This window comes from Paramylibacter kogurei (assembly GCF_002742285.1).
Lineage (GTDB): Bacteria > Pseudomonadota > Alphaproteobacteria > Rhodobacterales > Rhodobacteraceae > Amylibacter > Amylibacter kogurei.
Window position 1 is genome coordinate 1 of record NZ_MDGM01000015.1, and the last position, 17450, is coordinate 17450.

The 17450-nt window shown below is 49.2% G+C and carries 13 protein-coding genes and 1 tRNA gene; 5 read left to right on the top strand and 9 right to left on the bottom strand.

Annotated elements, in window-relative coordinates:
* Positions 1 to 393 precede the first annotated feature (393 nt).
* The 4 genes from msrQ to clpB all read right to left on the bottom strand — a co-directional run bounded on the left by msrQ (position 394) and on the right by clpB (position 6407).
* Positions 394 to 1002, bottom strand: a complete 609-nt coding sequence (gene msrQ / locus BFP76_RS14025; RefSeq protein WP_240514073.1) for a protein-methionine-sulfoxide reductase heme-binding subunit MsrQ — start codon at positions 1000 to 1002, stop codon at positions 394 to 396.
* A gap of 23 nt (positions 1003 to 1025) precedes the next feature.
* Positions 1026 to 1937 (bottom strand): protein-methionine-sulfoxide reductase catalytic subunit MsrP, encoded by a 912-nt coding sequence (gene msrP / locus BFP76_RS14030; RefSeq protein WP_099594591.1) that lies wholly within the window; start codon positions 1935 to 1937, stop codon positions 1026 to 1028.
* A 91-nt stretch (positions 1938 to 2028) separates the two neighbouring features.
* On the bottom strand, positions 2029 to 3522 hold the full coding sequence (locus BFP76_RS14035) for an FMN-binding glutamate synthase family protein (RefSeq protein WP_099594592.1): 1494 nt from the start codon (positions 3520 to 3522) through the stop codon (positions 2029 to 2031).
* A gap of 275 nt (positions 3523 to 3797) precedes the next feature.
* Positions 3798 to 6407, bottom strand: coding sequence for an ATP-dependent chaperone ClpB (gene clpB, locus BFP76_RS14040; RefSeq protein WP_099594593.1), 2610 nt, complete (start codon positions 6405 to 6407; stop codon positions 3798 to 3800).
* A 222-nt stretch (positions 6408 to 6629) separates the two neighbouring features.
* On the opposite strand from clpB, the gene pyrF reads away from it, so the two are divergent.
* Both pyrF and BFP76_RS14050 read left to right on the top strand, forming a co-directional pair.
* Positions 6630 to 7325: an orotidine-5'-phosphate decarboxylase gene (gene pyrF / locus BFP76_RS14045; RefSeq protein ID WP_099594594.1), complete on the top strand. Its 696-nt coding sequence runs from the start codon at positions 6630 to 6632 to the stop codon at positions 7323 to 7325.
* A 20-nt stretch (positions 7326 to 7345) separates the two neighbouring features.
* Positions 7346 to 8605, top strand: a complete 1260-nt coding sequence (locus BFP76_RS14050) for a DNA polymerase IV (protein WP_099594595.1) — start codon at positions 7346 to 7348, stop codon at positions 8603 to 8605.
* On the opposite strand, the gene BFP76_RS14055 is transcribed toward BFP76_RS14050, so the two are convergent.
* On the bottom strand, positions 8606 to 9466 hold the full coding sequence (locus BFP76_RS14055) for an N-formylglutamate amidohydrolase (protein WP_099594596.1): 861 nt from the start codon (positions 9464 to 9466) through the stop codon (positions 8606 to 8608).
* 104 nt (positions 9467 to 9570) lie between these two features.
* Between BFP76_RS14055 and BFP76_RS14060 the strand changes: the two genes are divergently transcribed.
* From BFP76_RS14060 to BFP76_RS14070, 3 genes are all read left to right on the top strand, one after another.
* Positions 9571 to 9645 (top strand) — tRNA-Val (locus BFP76_RS14060).
* Positions 9646 to 9716: 71 nt separating this feature from the next.
* Positions 9717 to 9842, top strand: a complete 126-nt coding sequence (gene ykgO / locus BFP76_RS14065; protein ID WP_072746485.1) for a type B 50S ribosomal protein L36 — start codon at positions 9717 to 9719, stop codon at positions 9840 to 9842.
* Between the two features lie 112 nt (positions 9843 to 9954).
* Positions 9955 to 10170 (top strand): WGR domain-containing protein, encoded by a 216-nt coding sequence (locus tag BFP76_RS14070; RefSeq protein WP_240514074.1) that lies wholly within the window; start codon positions 9955 to 9957, stop codon positions 10168 to 10170.
* An 8-nt stretch (positions 10171 to 10178) separates the two neighbouring features.
* Here the strand turns inward: BFP76_RS14070 and fdhF are convergent, their stop codons facing one another.
* The 4 genes from fdhF to mutL all read right to left on the bottom strand — a co-directional run bounded on the left by fdhF (position 10179) and on the right by mutL (position 17449).
* A complete protein-coding gene (gene fdhF / locus BFP76_RS14075; RefSeq protein ID WP_099594598.1) occupies positions 10179 to 12953 on the bottom strand; it encodes a formate dehydrogenase subunit alpha in 2775 nt (924 codons plus the stop codon).
* A gap of 100 nt (positions 12954 to 13053) precedes the next feature.
* A complete protein-coding gene (locus BFP76_RS14080; RefSeq protein ID WP_099594599.1) occupies positions 13054 to 14337 on the bottom strand; it encodes a DUF3422 family protein in 1284 nt (427 codons plus the stop codon).
* 101 nt (positions 14338 to 14438) lie between these two features.
* Positions 14439 to 15602: a DNA recombination protein RmuC gene (locus tag BFP76_RS14085; RefSeq protein WP_099594600.1), complete on the bottom strand. Its 1164-nt coding sequence runs from the start codon at positions 15600 to 15602 to the stop codon at positions 14439 to 14441.
* Positions 15599 to 17449, bottom strand: coding sequence for a DNA mismatch repair endonuclease MutL (mutL, locus tag BFP76_RS14090; RefSeq protein WP_099594601.1), 1851 nt, complete (start codon positions 17447 to 17449; stop codon positions 15599 to 15601). Before mutL ends, BFP76_RS14085 begins: the two co-directional genes overlap by 4 nt.
* Position 17450: the final 1 nt, after the last annotated feature.

Sequence of the window (17450 nt, forward strand, 5' to 3'; positions counted from 1 at the left end):
CCAATCTTTATCTCTTTTTTCAACCTTCAGACCGTCTCAACTCCGTCGCCGTAGCGCCTAACTTGTCGTCGTCCCTTCCGGTAAGGGGGCTTTTAGTGTGACCAATCAAAACCCGCAACCCCTTTTTACAAAAAATACACATCTTTTAAAAAAATATAGGTAAACTACTGTTTTATAAGAGGAAAAAATACATGAAGCGTATCATCAGCCTATAAAAACAGCGTAATGAAACCGCATGAATAAGAGAAAACAGGGCTATCGTTTAATCTGGCTCAATGAATCGGATAAACTTTGCATGTGATTCAATCCAATTTTGGTGAAATCGCATGTCGGAATCGTCAAAAAATGCCCAGATCAAGCGACTCGTATTCGGGAATCGATCCGAATTTGCATTTATGCGAGTCGTTTTCGCCAGAATCGATACCCAACAAGCAGCAATCCAACGCCAAGATACAGAATCGGCTCTAGCTGCCATGTCTTTTTCAGCAAAACAAAATGCAACGCTGCCAAGGGCACCACGATATATGTCAGCTGATGCAGCTTGCGCCATGTTAAGGGGCCAAGTTTGCGAATGGATAGATTGTTCGACGTGATTGCCAGCGGTACCATCGCCAAAAATGAAATCACACCAATGATTATGTAAGGCCGTTTTGTGATGTCTTTCCAAATCGCAGACCACCACCATTGCTGATCAAGCCATAGATAGGTCAGCAGATGACCCAACGCGTAGAAGAATGCGAGCAGCCCAATCGCGCGACGGTATTTAATCAGGTTGATTTTGAACAGATCGCGCAAGGGTGTGATCAAGAGTGTAGCGATCAACAGCTGTAACGCCCATTCGCCAAGTTGATGTTCCAACGCCTTTAACGGGTCAGCGCCCAGATTATTGGAAACCGCTTGATAAAACAGCCATGCCGCCGGCAAAACACCCACTATATATATAGGCCACGCTGAAACAGTTTTCACAACTTGGTTCAAACGCTGCGTTTGGGTCATCGACATATCACTTCATTCCTTGCTTCGAATTAAAAATTCGTGCGCAAATCCATGCCTGAATAAAGTGATGCAACTTCGTCTGCATAACCATTGAACATGAGTGTGGGAATACGCTTGGCAAACAGTCCGCCACCAATGGGGCGTTCGGATGCTTGTGACCAACGTGGGTGATCCACCTCTGGGTTCACATTTGAATAAAAACCGTATTCGTTATCCGCGATCAAATTCCAAGTGGTGGGTGGTTGTTCGTCTGTCAGTGTGATTTTCACAATGCTTTTGATCGACTTAAATCCGTATTTCCACGGGACAACCAATCGCAACGGTGCACCATTTTGATTTGGAAGCTCTTCGCCGTACATCCCCGTTGCGATCATGGTGAGCGGATTCATCGCCTCGTCCAGACGAAGACCTTCGACATATGGGTATGGAAAGCGGCTGTTTTTCTGACCTGGCATTTCTTCGGGGCGGTATAACGTTTCAAAGGCCACGTATTTGGCACCCGATTGCGGATCAGCCTTTTTCAACAATTCGGATAATGAAAATCCAATCCACGGTACAACCATTGACCAAGCTTCGACACAGCGGAAACGATAGATGCGTTCTTCGAGTGTTACGTCCTTTAGAATGTCATCCAAGCCAAAGGTGCCCGCATTATTGACCAAGCCACCAATTTCAACGGACCACGGGTCGGTTGTTAGTGTGTGTGCATTTGCAAGCGGGTCGCCCTTGCCCGTACCAAATTCATAAAAGTTATTATATGTAACGGCGGCATCTCTTGGGGTGATTTCACCATCAACAGTATATTCTGACTTCACTACGTCCAAAGGTTTTGCAAAACCTATTTGTGGCAATGCCGTGCTCGCCAGTGCACCTGCTATGATTTTACGGCGATTTAAAAATACACCCTTGGGCGTTACGTCAGAATAATTCAACTTGGTCATTTCAATGCTCCCTTTGTCACATAATGACCTAATGCGCTTGCCTGAAAAAGACAAAACAAGCGCATTCACAAAGACGTTGGAAATCTTTCAATTAGTTGCCGGGCAACACATCGGGGCGCGGATACATGCGCGCCAGAGACATCGAACGCCCATTGGCCTGAACCACCCGAATATGTTTGCGTCTGATTTGGCGCGGCTCGGTGACGCCAACCGAATGAGCAATTGTTTCAACCTCATGGATGACACCATTTGCATAATTCGCCACTTTTTCCGATTTTACCAATGGCACCAATCCTTTTTGGAAACGTGGATCATGTGTGGTGATCCCAGTTGGACAGGTGTTTTTGTTGCATTTCAGCGCCTGAATGCATCCAAGCGAAAACATGAATCCGCGCGCAGACACGACAAAATCCGCACCAAGCCCCAGCGCCCAAGCCACATCAGATGGATTTATCAATTTACCTGATGCAATCAATCGTACACGTTGGCGAAGCCCTCGTTCGTACAACAAGTCCGACACGCGTGGCAAACTTTCGGCAAGTGGCGAGCCCACCAGATCCATCAATGGCATTGGTGCGGCACCCGTTCCCCCATCCCCACCATCAAGTGTGATAAAGTCGGGCGCATGTTCAATGCCCCGCGCAACAACACGATCCAAAAATTCGGCCATTGCCGAATAATCACCCATCACGGTTTTATATCCCACGGGTTTGCCCGTAACCTCGCGTATATGAATAATCTTGTCGATCAATTCATCCGCGTTGGCGATATCTTTGTGGCGGTTTGGCGAAATGCTGGCTTGGCCTTCTGGAATACCGCGAATGGCGGCAACCTCTGCATCCACCTTGGATGCGGGCAAGATACCACCCTTACCCGGCTTTGCCCCTTGCGCCAATTTAATCTCAAACATGCGTACCTGTGGATACGCGGCGACTTCACGAAGTTTATCATCGCTCAGGTTCCCCTCGTGATCACGCACACCATATTTTGCGGTACCAATTTGATAAACAATGTCGCAACCACCCTCCAGATGATAGGGCGATAACCCACCCTCGCCGGTATTTAACCAGATGCCCGCCTTTTTCGCGCCTGCACTCAATGCCTGCACCGCTGGTTTTGATAACGCACCATAGCTCATGCCAGAAATGTTGAAAAACGATGGCGCCAGAAATGGTGTCTTGCAATACGGACCAATTTCCAGTGGCTCGGTTTTGGCGGCCTGTTCATCAAGCGGTGGAAATGCCGCGTTCACAAAAATCGTTGTGCCAGGTTGGGTAAGGCTACGCGTGGAACCAAATGCAATGGTATTGCCTTTGGCCTTCGCTGCGCGCGCAACCCAATCGCGTTGTGCACGGTTAAATGGCATTTCTTCGCGATCCATCGCAAAGAAATACTGGCGAAAAAACTCACCCAGTTCAGTGAATAAATATCGGAACCGCCCCAAAACAGGATAGTTTCGCCGCACCGCGTCTTCTGTTTGGTTGCGGTCGATGAAAAACATAACAATCGCTGCAATCACGATGAAACAAAGCGCAACAACAAACACTGTAACGATCAGTTGCAATATATTCCCGATGAAACCCATGAAACTTCCTCCGCTTCAATTTGATTCCACATTATGTGCTATTGCAGCAGTAGCAAGTGCTAGTTTTTTAGGCACCAAAATAACTGATCTAAAAATTCGTTTTGAAATACGCGTATAGCAATGCGCCCACGATAATCATCCCAGGTATCCCCAGAATACGTCGTGCAAGCCCAAAAAATATCATCCGAAGGATCATTCCCATGCGGACTATCTAACCGCATTTTAACAGAATTCAACAGATGGAAAAATGGCGGCCAATATGACCGCCACTTTGCTCAATGTATCTTGGCATCTGATGGTTTGCGCGGGGGCTTTGATTTACCGTTCAAAACCAAACCCGTATCATCTGCGGTCACTTTCACGGCACTGCCATCCAACACATCACCAGACAACAACAATTCGGCCAATTCATCCTGCAATGCTTTTTGGATCACCCGTTTCAACGGACGTGCACCATAAACAGGATCATACCCTTGATCGGCCAACCACGTTTGTGCCGCATCATCCACATCCAGTGTAATTTTGCGCCCTTCCAATCGTTTTGCCAAAATGGCCAGCTGGATATCAACGATCCCATCCATATTTTCACGGCTTAACCGATCAAACAGGACGATTTCATCCAAACGGTTTAGGAATTCGGGGCGGAAATGCGCGCGCACCGCTTCCATCACTTGACCCTTTGCCTCTTCGGTATCTTGGCCATCGGGCAAAATGCTCAATGCTTGTGATCCAAGGTTCGAAGTTAAAATGATCAAGGTTTGTTTGAAATCAACGGTGCGTCCTTGACCATCGGTCAATTGCCCATCGTCCAAAACTTGCAACAACACGTTGAACACATCTGGATGGGCCTTTTCGACTTCATCAAACAACAACACCTGATATGGACGACGACGCACAGCCTCGGTCAACACACCACCTTCGTCATATCCCACATATCCGGGAGGCGCCCCGATCAGACGTGCAACCGAATGTTTTTCCATGAACTCGGACATATCAATGCGCACCATCGCGCTATCGTCATCAAACAGATATTCGGCCAATGCCTTGGTCAATTCGGTTTTGCCAACACCCGTTGGTCCCAAAAACATAAACGAACCAAGTGGGCGTTTGGGATCGTTCAACCCGGCACGTGCACGGCGCACCGCGTTTGATACCGCATGAACCGCATCAAATTGGCCGATCACCCGTTTGCCAATGGCCTCTTCCATTTTCAACAGCTTCTCGCGCTCGCCTTCCAGCATCTTGTCCACAGGGATACCTGTCCAACGCTCAACAACAGATGCGATTTGTTCTGGGCGCACGGCCTCTTCGACCATGACATCGTCGCCCGCCTCTTCTGCCTTGGCTAATTTCTTTTCCAATTCAGGAATAACGCCGTATTGCAATTCACCCATTTTGCCCAAATCGCCCGCACGTTTTGCGTTTTCAAATGCCACGCGTGCGCCATCAAGCTCTTCTTTGATATCACGAGCAGATGCCAGCTTATCGCGCTCGCCTTGCCACTTTGCGGTCATTTGGCTGGATTGTTCCTGCAATTCAGACACATCTTTTTGCAATTTTTTCAATCGATCTTGCGATGCCGCATCGGTTTCGGTTTTCAACGCCTCCACTTCGATTTGCTTTTGCAGCAATTCACGATCAATTGCATCCAATGCTTCTGGTTTGGAATCAACCTCCATACGCAAGCGCGATGCGGCCTCGTCCATCAAATCAATCGCTTTGTCTGGCAAAAACCGATCCGTGATATAGCGTTCGGACAAAGTCGCCGCCGCAACCAATGCACTATCGGATACGCGAATACCGTGATGCAGCTCGTATTTTTCCTTGATGCCGCGTAAAATCGAAATGGTATCCGCAACTGTTGGCTCTTCAACCAACACAGGCTGGAAACGTCGTGCCAATGCCGCGTCTTTTTCAACATGCTTGCGGTATTCATCAAGTGTCGTCGCACCAACACAGTGCAATTCACCCCGCGCCAATGCAGGTTTCAACAGGTTTGATGCATCCATCGCACCTTCTGATTTACCCGCGCCAACCAGCGTGTGCATTTCGTCGATGAACAAAATGATTTCGCCCGCGGCCTCTGTGACCTCGGTTAAAATTGATTTCAATCGCTCTTCAAATTCACCACGATACTTCGCGCCCGCAATCAATGCGCCCATATCCAACGCCATCAGCGTTTTGTTTTGCAAACTCTCTGGCACATCACCATTCACAATACGAAGCGCCAACCCCTCGGCAATTGCTGTTTTGCCAACACCGGGTTCACCAATCAAAACTGGGTTATTCTTGGTACGGCGTGACAATACTTGCATCGTGCGGCGAATTTCTTCGTCGCGCCCTATGATCGGATCAATCTTGCCATCACGTGCGGCTTCGGTCAGGTCACGTGCATATTTTTTCAATGCGTCATATCCATCTTCAGCACTCGCGCTGTCCGCTGTGCGTCCTTTGCGAATATCATTGATCGCTGCATTTAAATTTTGCGCATTAAGACCTGCATTTTTCAAAATTTCTTGCGCATCCGTTTTCACAATACAAAGCGCGGTAAGCATCCGCTCCACAGGAACAAAGCTATCTCCTGCCTTTTGCGCCAACTTCTGCGCCTCATCGAATACCTTATTCGTCTTTGTATCCAGATAAATGCTCGCGCTATCACCAGTGACCTTGGGCATTTTAGTCAATTTCGCATCAACATCCTGTAATGCACGGGATGGATTTCCACCCGCCGCCTTGATCAGGTTTGCCGCCAAACCTTCGCTGTCGTCGAGCAACGCCTTTAATAAATGTTCAGGTGCAAATCTTTGATGGCTTTCGCGCATCGCAATGGTCTGAGCTGCATTAATCATGCCCCGAGACCGTTCAGTGAACTTTTCAAAGTCCATGTTCATCTCCTATGTTAAGCACTTGCTGTGAAATTTGACGCCCAACATTAGGCACGTCTGGTGCAAGCCTTCTCAAAATAAATAAGAACTCTCGCAACACCTCGCAAGGGTTCACTTCCAAATGTTCAAAATATCCTCGCCGAAGGCATGCAAACCGAACCGTAAAACTTGACTTCACCATTGGATTGCAACAAACCAACCAAAACTTACAGGAGCCCACCCATGCAAGCAGATGATCGCCTTATTGTTGCCCTTGATGTGCCAAATGTTTTGGACGGTATGAAACTGGTGGAACAGCTTGGCGATAGTGTTTCTTTTTATAAAATCGGGCTTGGTATGCTAACTGGTGGTGGGCTAGCGCTTGCAAATGAATTGAAAGAAAACGGCAAACGCGTTTTCCTTGATATGAAATTTTTCGACATCGGTGCGACCGTCCAAAAGGCTGTATCAGGTATCGCACAATTTGATCTGGATTTTTTGACCGTTCACGGTGATCCACATGTGGTGCGGGCCGCCGTTGCGGGGCGTGGCAATACAGACTTGAAAATATTGGCGGTCACAATCCTTACATCGCTTGATCGCGGTGATCTTGACGACTGCCTTATTCAATCGGGCGATATTCAAAAATTGGTTGTTGAACGCGCGCGCCTTGCGTTGCTTGCAGGTGCCGACGGGGTCATCGCTAGCCCACAAGAAGCCGCACTGATCCGTGCATTACCAGAGGCAAACGGAAAACTAATCGTAACCCCAGGCGTGCGCCCAGCGGGTGGTGATGTTGGTGATCAAAAACGCATCGCAACACCAGCATCCGCCATCGGTGATGGTGCCGATCACATCGTAATGGGTCGCCCCATCTGGGCCGCAAAAAATCCCAAAGATGCGGCATTGGCCGTATTGGCAGAGTTGCAAAAAACCTGATCAAGTACGATAATCGCGCCATGAAACGCCAAGCTTTGTGCCGCGATTGTCTATCCGCAATCCCCGATAAAAACCGCTGCCCCAAATGTGGGTCGCCGCGCGTAATCGCGCACGGTGAATTGTTTTCCCTCAATATCGCGCATATGGATTGCGACGCGTTTTATGCATCCGTCGAAAAACGCGACAATCCAGAATTACGGGACAAACCCGTCATCATTGGCGGTGGCACCCGTGGCGTTGTATCCACCGCTTGTTACATTGCGCGGATCAAAGGTGTGCATTCCGCGATGCCAATGTTCAAGGCGTTGAAAATCTGCCCCGAGGCCGTCGTAGTGCGCCCGCGCATGGATGCCTATGTCGCCGCATCCAAAGAAATTCGCGATATGATGGATGCGCTTACCCCCATTGTGGAACCGCTATCACTGGACGAGGCTTTCATGGATTTGTCAGGAACCGAGCATCTGCACGGTGAACCGCCCGCATTATCAATGGCACGCTTGATTAAACGTATGGAAACCGAATTGCAATTGTCTGGGTCCATCGGCCTGTCGCACAATAAATTTCTTGCAAAATTAGCATCCGATTTGGACAAACCGCGCGGATTTTCAATCATCGGCGTTGGCGAAACGGAAACGTTGTTGGCGCCATTGCCGATCAAAAAAATCTGGGGTGTGGGCAAGGTGACTCAATCCCATCTAGAACGCGATGGTATTCGCACCATCAGCGATCTACGACGGTATGAACGCAAAGATTTGGCAACGCGTTATGGAACACTTGGTGATCACCTGTGGCACCTGTGTCGCGGAATTGACAATCGCAATGTTTCGCAACGCGCCAAGGTCAAAAGCATATCCAAAGAAACCACATTTAATGAAGATACGGCCAGTGTTGATGTATTGGATGGTCACCTATGGCGGCTATCCGAACAAGTATCCATGCGCGCAAAGGCCAAAGGCCAATCGGGCCATGTCGTCACGATCAAAGTAAAGCAAAGCAATTTTCAAAGTGTGACGCGCCGCATCACATTGCGCGAACCCACCCAAATGGCAGAACGCATTTATAAACATGCGCGTCGGATGCTTGATGATGTCATGCCCCTTGGCCCTTTTCGTTTGATCGGTGTGGGGATCAGCAATCTTGACGGTGAAGAATTCGCGGATCAATTCAATGACCTGTTGGAACAAGATGACAAAGCACACGCCGCCAAAGAACGCGCAACCGATGCCATTCGTAAAAAATTTGGCAATGATGCAATTGTTAAGGGGCGTTCGCTACGCTGATCACTCTGCAGCGAACTTCAATGGCGCCTGCGAGATTTCGGCCAATTCCAAAATAACCTGATCAATCCTTTTTTTCACCGCGCCAAATTGATCGTTTTTAGTAATCGACGCTTCATCCATATAAAGTGCCCGATCAATTTCCACCTGCACGGCATTGCGCCGCTGTGTTGGGCGTCCGTATTCGCGCAATATATATGCCCCCGCAAATGGCAAATTTCGTGCGACGATGAAACCTTGTCTGCGAAATGCGGCCTCAACCTTGTCCGCAACTTCTGGTGCACATGCCGATCCGAACCGATCGCCGATAATCACATCGGGGCGCGATCCACCGCGCACCGATATATTATCAAGCGCTGTGTGGGGCATGGAATGGCAATCCACCAACAAAGATTCCCCAAACGCCTGAAATGTTTGGTTGATCAATTCCTTTAGTCTTTGATGATATGGCACATAATAATTCGCGATGCGATCTTGTGCATCTTGATGTGATATCTTGCCCGTTTGGATCGCTCGCCCTTGGGATACCACACGTGGAATAACACCAAGTCCAGCCGCCGTTCGTGGGTTGCCCTTGGTCGGCTTTACATCTTCTATAATCGCGCTATCCAATTCATCTGCACCGCGATTTAAATCAATGAACGCCCGTGGCATGACGGCCGCCATCAATGGCGCACCTGATTCTGGTGCACTTGAAAACAGTTCATCCACAAACGCATCTTCAGAACTTCGCAGATGATTGGGAGACAGATTCGATTTTTGAAAATACGAATCCGTATAATCCCGCCCGCTGTGAGGCGAGCTAAAAACCGTTGAACTGGTCCAATTTGTCGGTAAAGACAGGGAAAATACGTCATTTGTCATGTTTCTGTCATAACCTATTCATTGTTTTCGCAAAACCCCTTGATCCTTTTTCGTAACCCTTCTATAGAAGCCGCTCGTTAAGGGGTTTTCCCCTTGGTTATATCGGGCGTATAGCTCAGCGGGAGAGCACTTCGTTGACATCGAAGGGGTCACTGGTTCAATCCCAGTTACGCCCACCATCCTCGCCGAGGGTGGCCCACGAATTTCACAGGCATCGGCATTGTCCGGCGCCACGACAAAGGAGAAGGCCATGAAGGTCAAAAACTCACTTCGCTCGCTCAAAGCGCGCCACCGCGATTGTCGTGTCGTGCGCCGCAAAGGCCGTGTTTACGTTATCAACAAAACACAGCGTCGCTTTAAGGCACGTCAGGGTTAATTGATTGCGAGATCAGTTTTAAAAAAGCCGCTCTTTGAGCGGCTTTTTTTATGCGAAAATGCTTGAGCCCCGAATCATCACTTGCTAGAATCACTCTATGCCAAGCTGCCTCTTGCATAGAATTAACCAAACACATGATTTCGCGAGCTTTTATCGCGTGGAAATCTGTGCGAATTTGTTCGAAGAATTCTCCGTCGTGCGCGAATGGGGTCGCGTTGGGCGACACGGGCGGCAAATTATCCAACTGTTTCCAGATTTAGTAAGCGCATCCACCGCTGCAGACAAGGTACGTGAAACCGCGATTAAACGCGGCTATCAACGCATTTAGCCTCGCAACTATTCCGCTGCAATTTGATCCGCCTTTTCAACGCGCACCGCTGAAAATTTAAACTCTGGAATTTTGCCAAACGGGTCTAGTGCCGAATTGGTCAAAATATTCGCCGCCGCTTCGACATATGCAAATGGCAGAAAGACCATATCCTCGGACACAGCGCGATCAGCCCGTGCCATTACAGTGATCGAACCGCGTTTAGTGGTCAGGCGTACAATACCACCTGCATCAACACCCAGTTTACGCAATGTGCGTGGATGGAGTGAACAGTTTGCTTCTGGTTCCACCGCATCCAAAACGCTCGCTCGGCGCGTCATTGAACCCGTGTGCCAATGTTCCAATTGACGACCGGTTGTCAGGATCATTGGATATTCTTCATCTGGTACGTCATCTGGTGCAATAATGCTCGCAGGTGTAAATTTTCCCCGTCCATCGGCACGCGGAAACCCATCGCCAAAAACAATCGCTTGCCCAGGATCGGTGGGTGAAAGGCTGGGGTATGTCACAACGTTTTCACGCTCCAGCCGTTCCCAAGTTATATTCGAAAGCGATTCCATGTTGATCGCCATTTCACCAAACACTTGGGATGGATGTGTGTAATCCCAATTCAACCCCAATCGTTTCGCCAATTCAACCGTGATCGCCCAGTCTTCGCGCGCATCCCCCGGTGGGTTGATCGCAGGGCGACCCATTTGCACCTGCCGATTGGTATTTGTAACCGTACCCGTCTTTTCTGCAAACGCAGATGCTGGTAAAACAACATCGGCATAATTTGCGGTTTCGGTCAGGAAAATATCCTGCACCACCAAATGTTCCAGCTTTGCCAATGCGGCGCGGGCATGATCGACATCGGGGTCGGACATGGCGGGGTTTTCGCCCAAGATATACATCGAACGAATGTCACCTGCATGAATCGCTTCGATAATTTCAACAACCGTCAGACCTTTTTGCGATGAAAAATCATCAGATTTCCACACTTCGGTAAAGGCAGATCGCACGCCGTCATCGCCAACGGGTTGATAATCAGGCAAGAACATCGGGATCAACCCCGCATCAGACGCGCCCTGAACATTGTTTTGCCCCCGTAACGGATGCAGCCCCGCACCCGATTTACCAACATTGCCTGTCATAAATGCCAGTGAAATCAAACAACGTGAATTATCTGTGCCGTGAATATGCTGGGAAATCCCCATGCCCCAAAAAATCATCCCCGCCTTGGCGCCTGCAAACACACGCGCCACATCGCGCAATGTATCCGCATCAATGCCACAAATCGGTGCCATTTTTTCGGGGCTGAAATCGGCAAGATGCTCTTTTTGCGCTTGCCAATTTTCGGTATGGTTTTTGATATAATCTTGATCGAACAGTTCTTCTTCGACAATCACATGCATGATCGCATTCAACATGGAAACATCCGCACCAGGGCGGAACTGTAGCATGTGTGATGCATGGCGTTTCAATGCCTGCCCACGCGGATCCATCACGATCAATTTTCCACCCCGTTTGGCGAATTGTTTGAAATAGGTTGCTGCAACAGGGTGATTTTCGGTGGGGTTTGCACCAATTACGATGGCCACATCGGCGTTTTCAATTTCGTTAAATGTCGCCGTCACTGCGCCTGATCCGACGTTTTCCATCAATGCCGCCACGGATGATGCATGACACAACCGCGTACAATGATCGACGTTGTTATGCCCGAATCCTTGGCGGATCAGCTTTTGAAATAAATAAGCCTCTTCGTTGGTGCATTTGGCGGAACCAAACCCCGCAATTGCTTCGCCGCCAACGCTATCGCGCAATTTCGCCATACCATTTGCGGCGGCATCCAATGCCTCGTCCCATGTTGCCTCGCGAAAATGGGTGAATGGATTTGCGGGATCAACATTCAATCCCTTTGGTGCGTTTTCCAAACGGATCAACGGATTGGTCAGACGGTGCGCGTGATCGATGTAATCGAACCCAAATCGCCCCTTAACACACAAACGATTTTCATTGGCTGGGCCATCAATACCATCAACCCATGCAACTTTGTCATCTTTGATTTTCAGGCTGATTTGACAACCAACGCCACAAAACGGGCAAACGGATTTTACCTCGCGGTCAAAATCATTGCTATCGCCGATCTGGTTTTCGTCAACTGCGCTGGATGGCATCAATGCACCCGTTGGGCAGACTTGCACACATTCACCACATGCCACACAAGATGACGCGCCCATGGGATCATCCATATCAAAAACGATCTTTGCATCATGCCCGCGTCCCGCCATGCCAATCACATCATTAACCTGCACCTCGCGACAGGCGCGCACGCACAGGTTACATTGAATGCAGGCATCCAAATTCACCTTCATCGCAACATGGCTATCATCGAGCAACGGCACACGGTTTTTTTCAATCGCGGGAAAACGGCTCTCGCTTACGCCTTGCATTGCGGCCATATCCCACAGATGCGAAGATTTATCATGCGCCTGATCTTGGGCCGGTTGATCAGCCACCAGCAATTCCATCACCAATTTGCGTGCATTTTCTGCGCGTGCAGATTCTGACTTCACCACCATCCCATCGGTGGGGGTGCGAATACACGATGCGGCCAACGTACGTTCGCCATCAATTTCCACCATACAGGCACGACAGTTGCCGTCCGAACGATAACCCTTTTCACCAGAATGGCAGAGATGGGGAATTGTTGTTCCTTCCCGCTTGGCCACGGACCAAATGGTTTCATCCTTGTCTGCGGTGACTTCGCGCCCATCAAGGGTAAAGGTGATTTTGTCAGACATAACATTTCCACATTCGATTTGTTTGTCTTACTAGAACACAGAAACGCGCGATTGGTAAATAATTTACCGACATGAATGGCGCAAAACGCGCCGCTGATGTTTATTTCGAAACCACCATTAATCGGTTGCGAATGCGCCGCACTGCGATTGCCACAACGATCATCACAGGCAAGACCAGCATCGCCGTGATTGTGTGTTTTTCCCAACCCAACAAATTGCTACCAATTGGTGACAACAGATATGACATCAGGCTGACGGCGTAATAGCTAATCGCGACGATAGAGAGTCCTTCTACCGTTTCTTGAAGGCGCAATTGAATATCGGCACGTTCATCCATTCGCGCCAATATCCGTTGGTTCTGGCTACTTTGGCGTACACTCACGCGGGTGCTGAGCAAATCAGAAGCCCGCGCAGATCGCAGTGATATATCTTTTAATCGCTCTGACGCTGCTTCGCATGTGCGCATGGCTGGATCAAAGCGGCGCATCATGAATTCAGAAAACGTTTGTCGGCCCAAAAACCGTTCTTCGCGCAGAACGGAAATCCGTTGGTTCACCAATGTGCTGTATGCACGCGCCGCAGAAAATCGAAACGCGTGTTTTGAAATAAGCTCTTCGATACGCGCGGAAATTGACAAAAGTTTTTCCAATGCCTCTTGCGAACTGCCTTGTTCATCGGACAAGCCATCCACAGCATTGGATAATTCAGCATCCAAATCTTCAAGCTGTGCAAACACTTGGCGTGCAATTGGCAAGGTTAGCATCGACATGGATTTATATGTTTCGATTTCCAACAACCGCTGCAAAATGCGGCCCAACCGATTGCGCCCGACCTGACCGATGGGATAGATCACAAACCGAATATTATCCGCCGTATCAATGCGAAAATCCGATGCAACCACGGCGGTTTTATCAACAACGTATGACACGGATAAACTTTCGGAAACCAAGTTATCTGCAAAAAATTTCTGTGCCGTTTTTTCAACGTTTTTCGTGGCATCTGTTGGATGCACAACCACACTAACCGAGGTGATCACCTTGGATTGCACCGTTGCCAGCCAATCTTGTGGAAACAGATCATAACCCGCAATGTCAAACCCAACATCACCTGCGATCGGTTTGATTAATGTATAGGTCACAAATTCGGTGTGCTTCTCCCATTTCAACACTGCGCCGCCCAATTCGCAAAAATGATGCGTAGCATCGCGTGGAATCGCCGTGGCACCAAATCGTTGCAATAATTCGGACAGGAATTTGTGGTGATCACCGTCATCAGTGAACGCGACATAGCCAACCACGCTTGGCGCATCCACCTGTGGAAACGGACGCGCGTGCAATTCATTTGCAAGACCATAACGTAGGCTGTGATTTTCAACCGAAGACATATGCGAACACCTTTAATTAAGATTTCGCAGTTTAGTCCATCCAAAATTTTTGTAGATTGTATATAGCGTCGCAGTCCCGTTTTAACATTAAAACCGTGGTTTTAGCGTTGCAACTTCAATACATCTGCTGCTTTTTCCTCGGCGATCTCTTCAAAATCAAACGCATCAAGACGCTTGGCGCGTGTGCCTGCCTTGGTCGCGGATATCTTGATTTCTTGCACGTCTTTCGCCGCTTGACCAAAATGCCGGTCTAGGTTTTCAACGCGCGTCCCCAGTCGTTCCACATCTTTGTAAAGTGCGCCCAATTCACGGCGAATTGCACCCGCCTGTTCGCGCATTCGCGCATCCTTGAGCACAGCACGCATGGTATTTAATGTCGCCATACATGTGGTGGGGGATACGATCCAAACACGCGCATCGAACCCTTCGCGAACGACCTCTGGGAAATTGGCATGCAATTCTGCGTATACGGCCTCGGATGGTAAAAATAACAATGCGCCATCTGCTGTTTCACCATCAATGATGTACCGCTCGGATATATCTTTGATGTGTTTGCGAAGCGAGCTTCGCATAAATTGCCCCGCGCGTTGAGCATCTGCATCGGTTTGCGCGTTGCGCAAGGCTTCGTACGCCTCTAGCGGGAATTTGGAATCGATCACAATCGGGCCGGGTGGATTGGGCAAATTGATCAAACAATCGGCACGCTTGCCATTTGAGAGGGTCGCTTGAAATTGATATGCCTCGGGTGTCAATGCTTTGGTTACAATGTCATTCAATTGAATTTCACCAAATGCGCCACGCGTTTGTTTATTGGACAAAATATCCTGCAATGACAAAACATCACCGGAAAGTTTTTCAATATTGGTTTGTGCCTTGTCGATGGTTTCAAGGCGTGTGTGCAATTCACCCAACGACCGCGCCGTGCGCGTAGCGGTGCCATGCAGGCTGTCACCCATATTACGTTGGACTTCTTCAAGGCGACGTTCAACCGTTTCCAACATCTGCGCCTGTGCCTTGGCCTGAGCATCGGACACATGTTGCAAACCACCGGTCAACTGATGTTGATTATCATTCAATCCGCGTACGCTTTCGCCAAGCTGTCCCATTTGAAATGCCAATGGCTCCATCGCGCGTGCGGATCGCGCCGATGCACGCAACGCCAAAAACACCATGATTAACAGCGCTAAAAACAGAACCCCACCGATCAATGCCGCAACAATAACCGGTTGATTAAAATCCAAAATGATATCGCCTATCTGTATCATGTGCGGCCAAACAATCGTTCGATGTCAGACAGTTTCAATTCCACATATGTCGGTCGTCCGTGATTGCATTGACCAGAATGCGGTGTTGCCTCCATCTCGCGCAGCAACGCGTTCATTTCTTCACCGCGCATAATGCGCCCAGAACGAATGGAACCGTGACAGGCCACGCGGGACAAAATCGCCTCGATTTTATCCTTCACGCTTTGTGTTTGGTTAAGATCGGACAGCTCGTCCAAAATATCGTGCAACATTGCCTTGGCGTTCACTTCGCCCAAGATTGCGGGCGTTTCACGCACAGCCACCGCATTGCCACCAAATTCTTCGATAACCAATGCAAATTCTGCCAACTGGGGTGCAGCATCCAAAATCGTTTGACGTTCAGATTCTGACAATTCGATAATTTCTGGGATCAATAACGCCTGTGCCGCAACTCCATTTTGCGCCATTTGATTTTTCAGCTTTTCATAGACCAACCGTTCATGTGCCGCGTGTTGATCAACAATCACCATGCCATCATTGGTTTGCGCGATGATATAATTTTCATGCACTTGTGCACGCGCGGCCCCCAACGGATGATCGGTGACTGGTACATCATCCATTGGTTCCACTTCACGCGGATTGTCAACGCGCCCTGAATATCCCGTAACGGATTCGTCAAATCCTTGTTGTTGCGCCATATGATTAACCCGCAACGCCGTTTGCGAGGGCCGATCCATTTGATAAATTGGTGCTGCGGGTCGTTGTTCTGGACGAAACGCACCAAGCGTTGCATCGGCCACGGTCGATGATGCGCGGTGCCCTGCACCCGCCAATGCATAACGCAAGCCAGACACCAACAATCCACGTGCAACACCAGGTTCGCGAAAACGCACCTCTGCCTTGGCTGGATGAACATTGACATCAACACGTTCAGGGTCGCATTCGATAAACAAGGCAACAGCCGGATAACGATCACGGCTTAAAAAATCCGAATAGGCCGCGCGTAATGCGCCAATCAAAACCTTATCTTTGACGGGACGACCATTAATAAACAGATATTGTGCCACCGCCGCGCCACGAGAATAGGTTGGCAAGCTGGCGTAACCTGTCAATGTCATTCCTTCGCGTTCGGCATCCACCAAAATGGAATTTTCTGCGAATTCCTTGCCCAAGATTGTACGCAACCTTGCATGCAACGCCTCGAACAGATCACCGTTGCAAGGATCCGCACGAAACACGATGCGCCCTTCACCCCCGCCAGAAACATCGCGTAGAATAAACCCGATATGGGGTTCTGCCATAGCAAGGCGTTTCACAACATCACCGATCGCTTGCGATTCTGATCGATCTGTGCGCAAAAATTTAAGCCGTGCAGGGGTTGCATGAAACAGATCGCGCAGTTCAACAATGGTTCCTTTGGCCAAAGCCGCTGGTCGTACCGGTTCAATGTCACCACCGTTCACCGCGATTTGTGCGGCACTTTCTGCACCCAATGCACGCGATGTAATGGTTAAACGCCCAACCGCACCCATAGACGGCAATGCTTCGCCGCGAAATCCAAATGTATGGATGTTCAACAAATCAGAACCATCAATTTTTGATGTTGCATGGCGCGACAATGCAAGGGGCAGTTGATCCTGAGCAATACCATGCCCATCATCGGTCACACGGATCAGGGTCTTACCGCCATCTGCATAGGCGATTTCAATCCGCGTCGCCTGTGCATCAATCGCGTTTTCAACCAATTCTTTCACTGCTGAACATGGTCGTTCCACAACTTCGCCAGCGGCAATACGATTCGCCGCCGCCTCATCCAACTGGCGGATTTGCGGAAGATTTGCGCTTATATTGGGTTTTGCTTGGCTCATA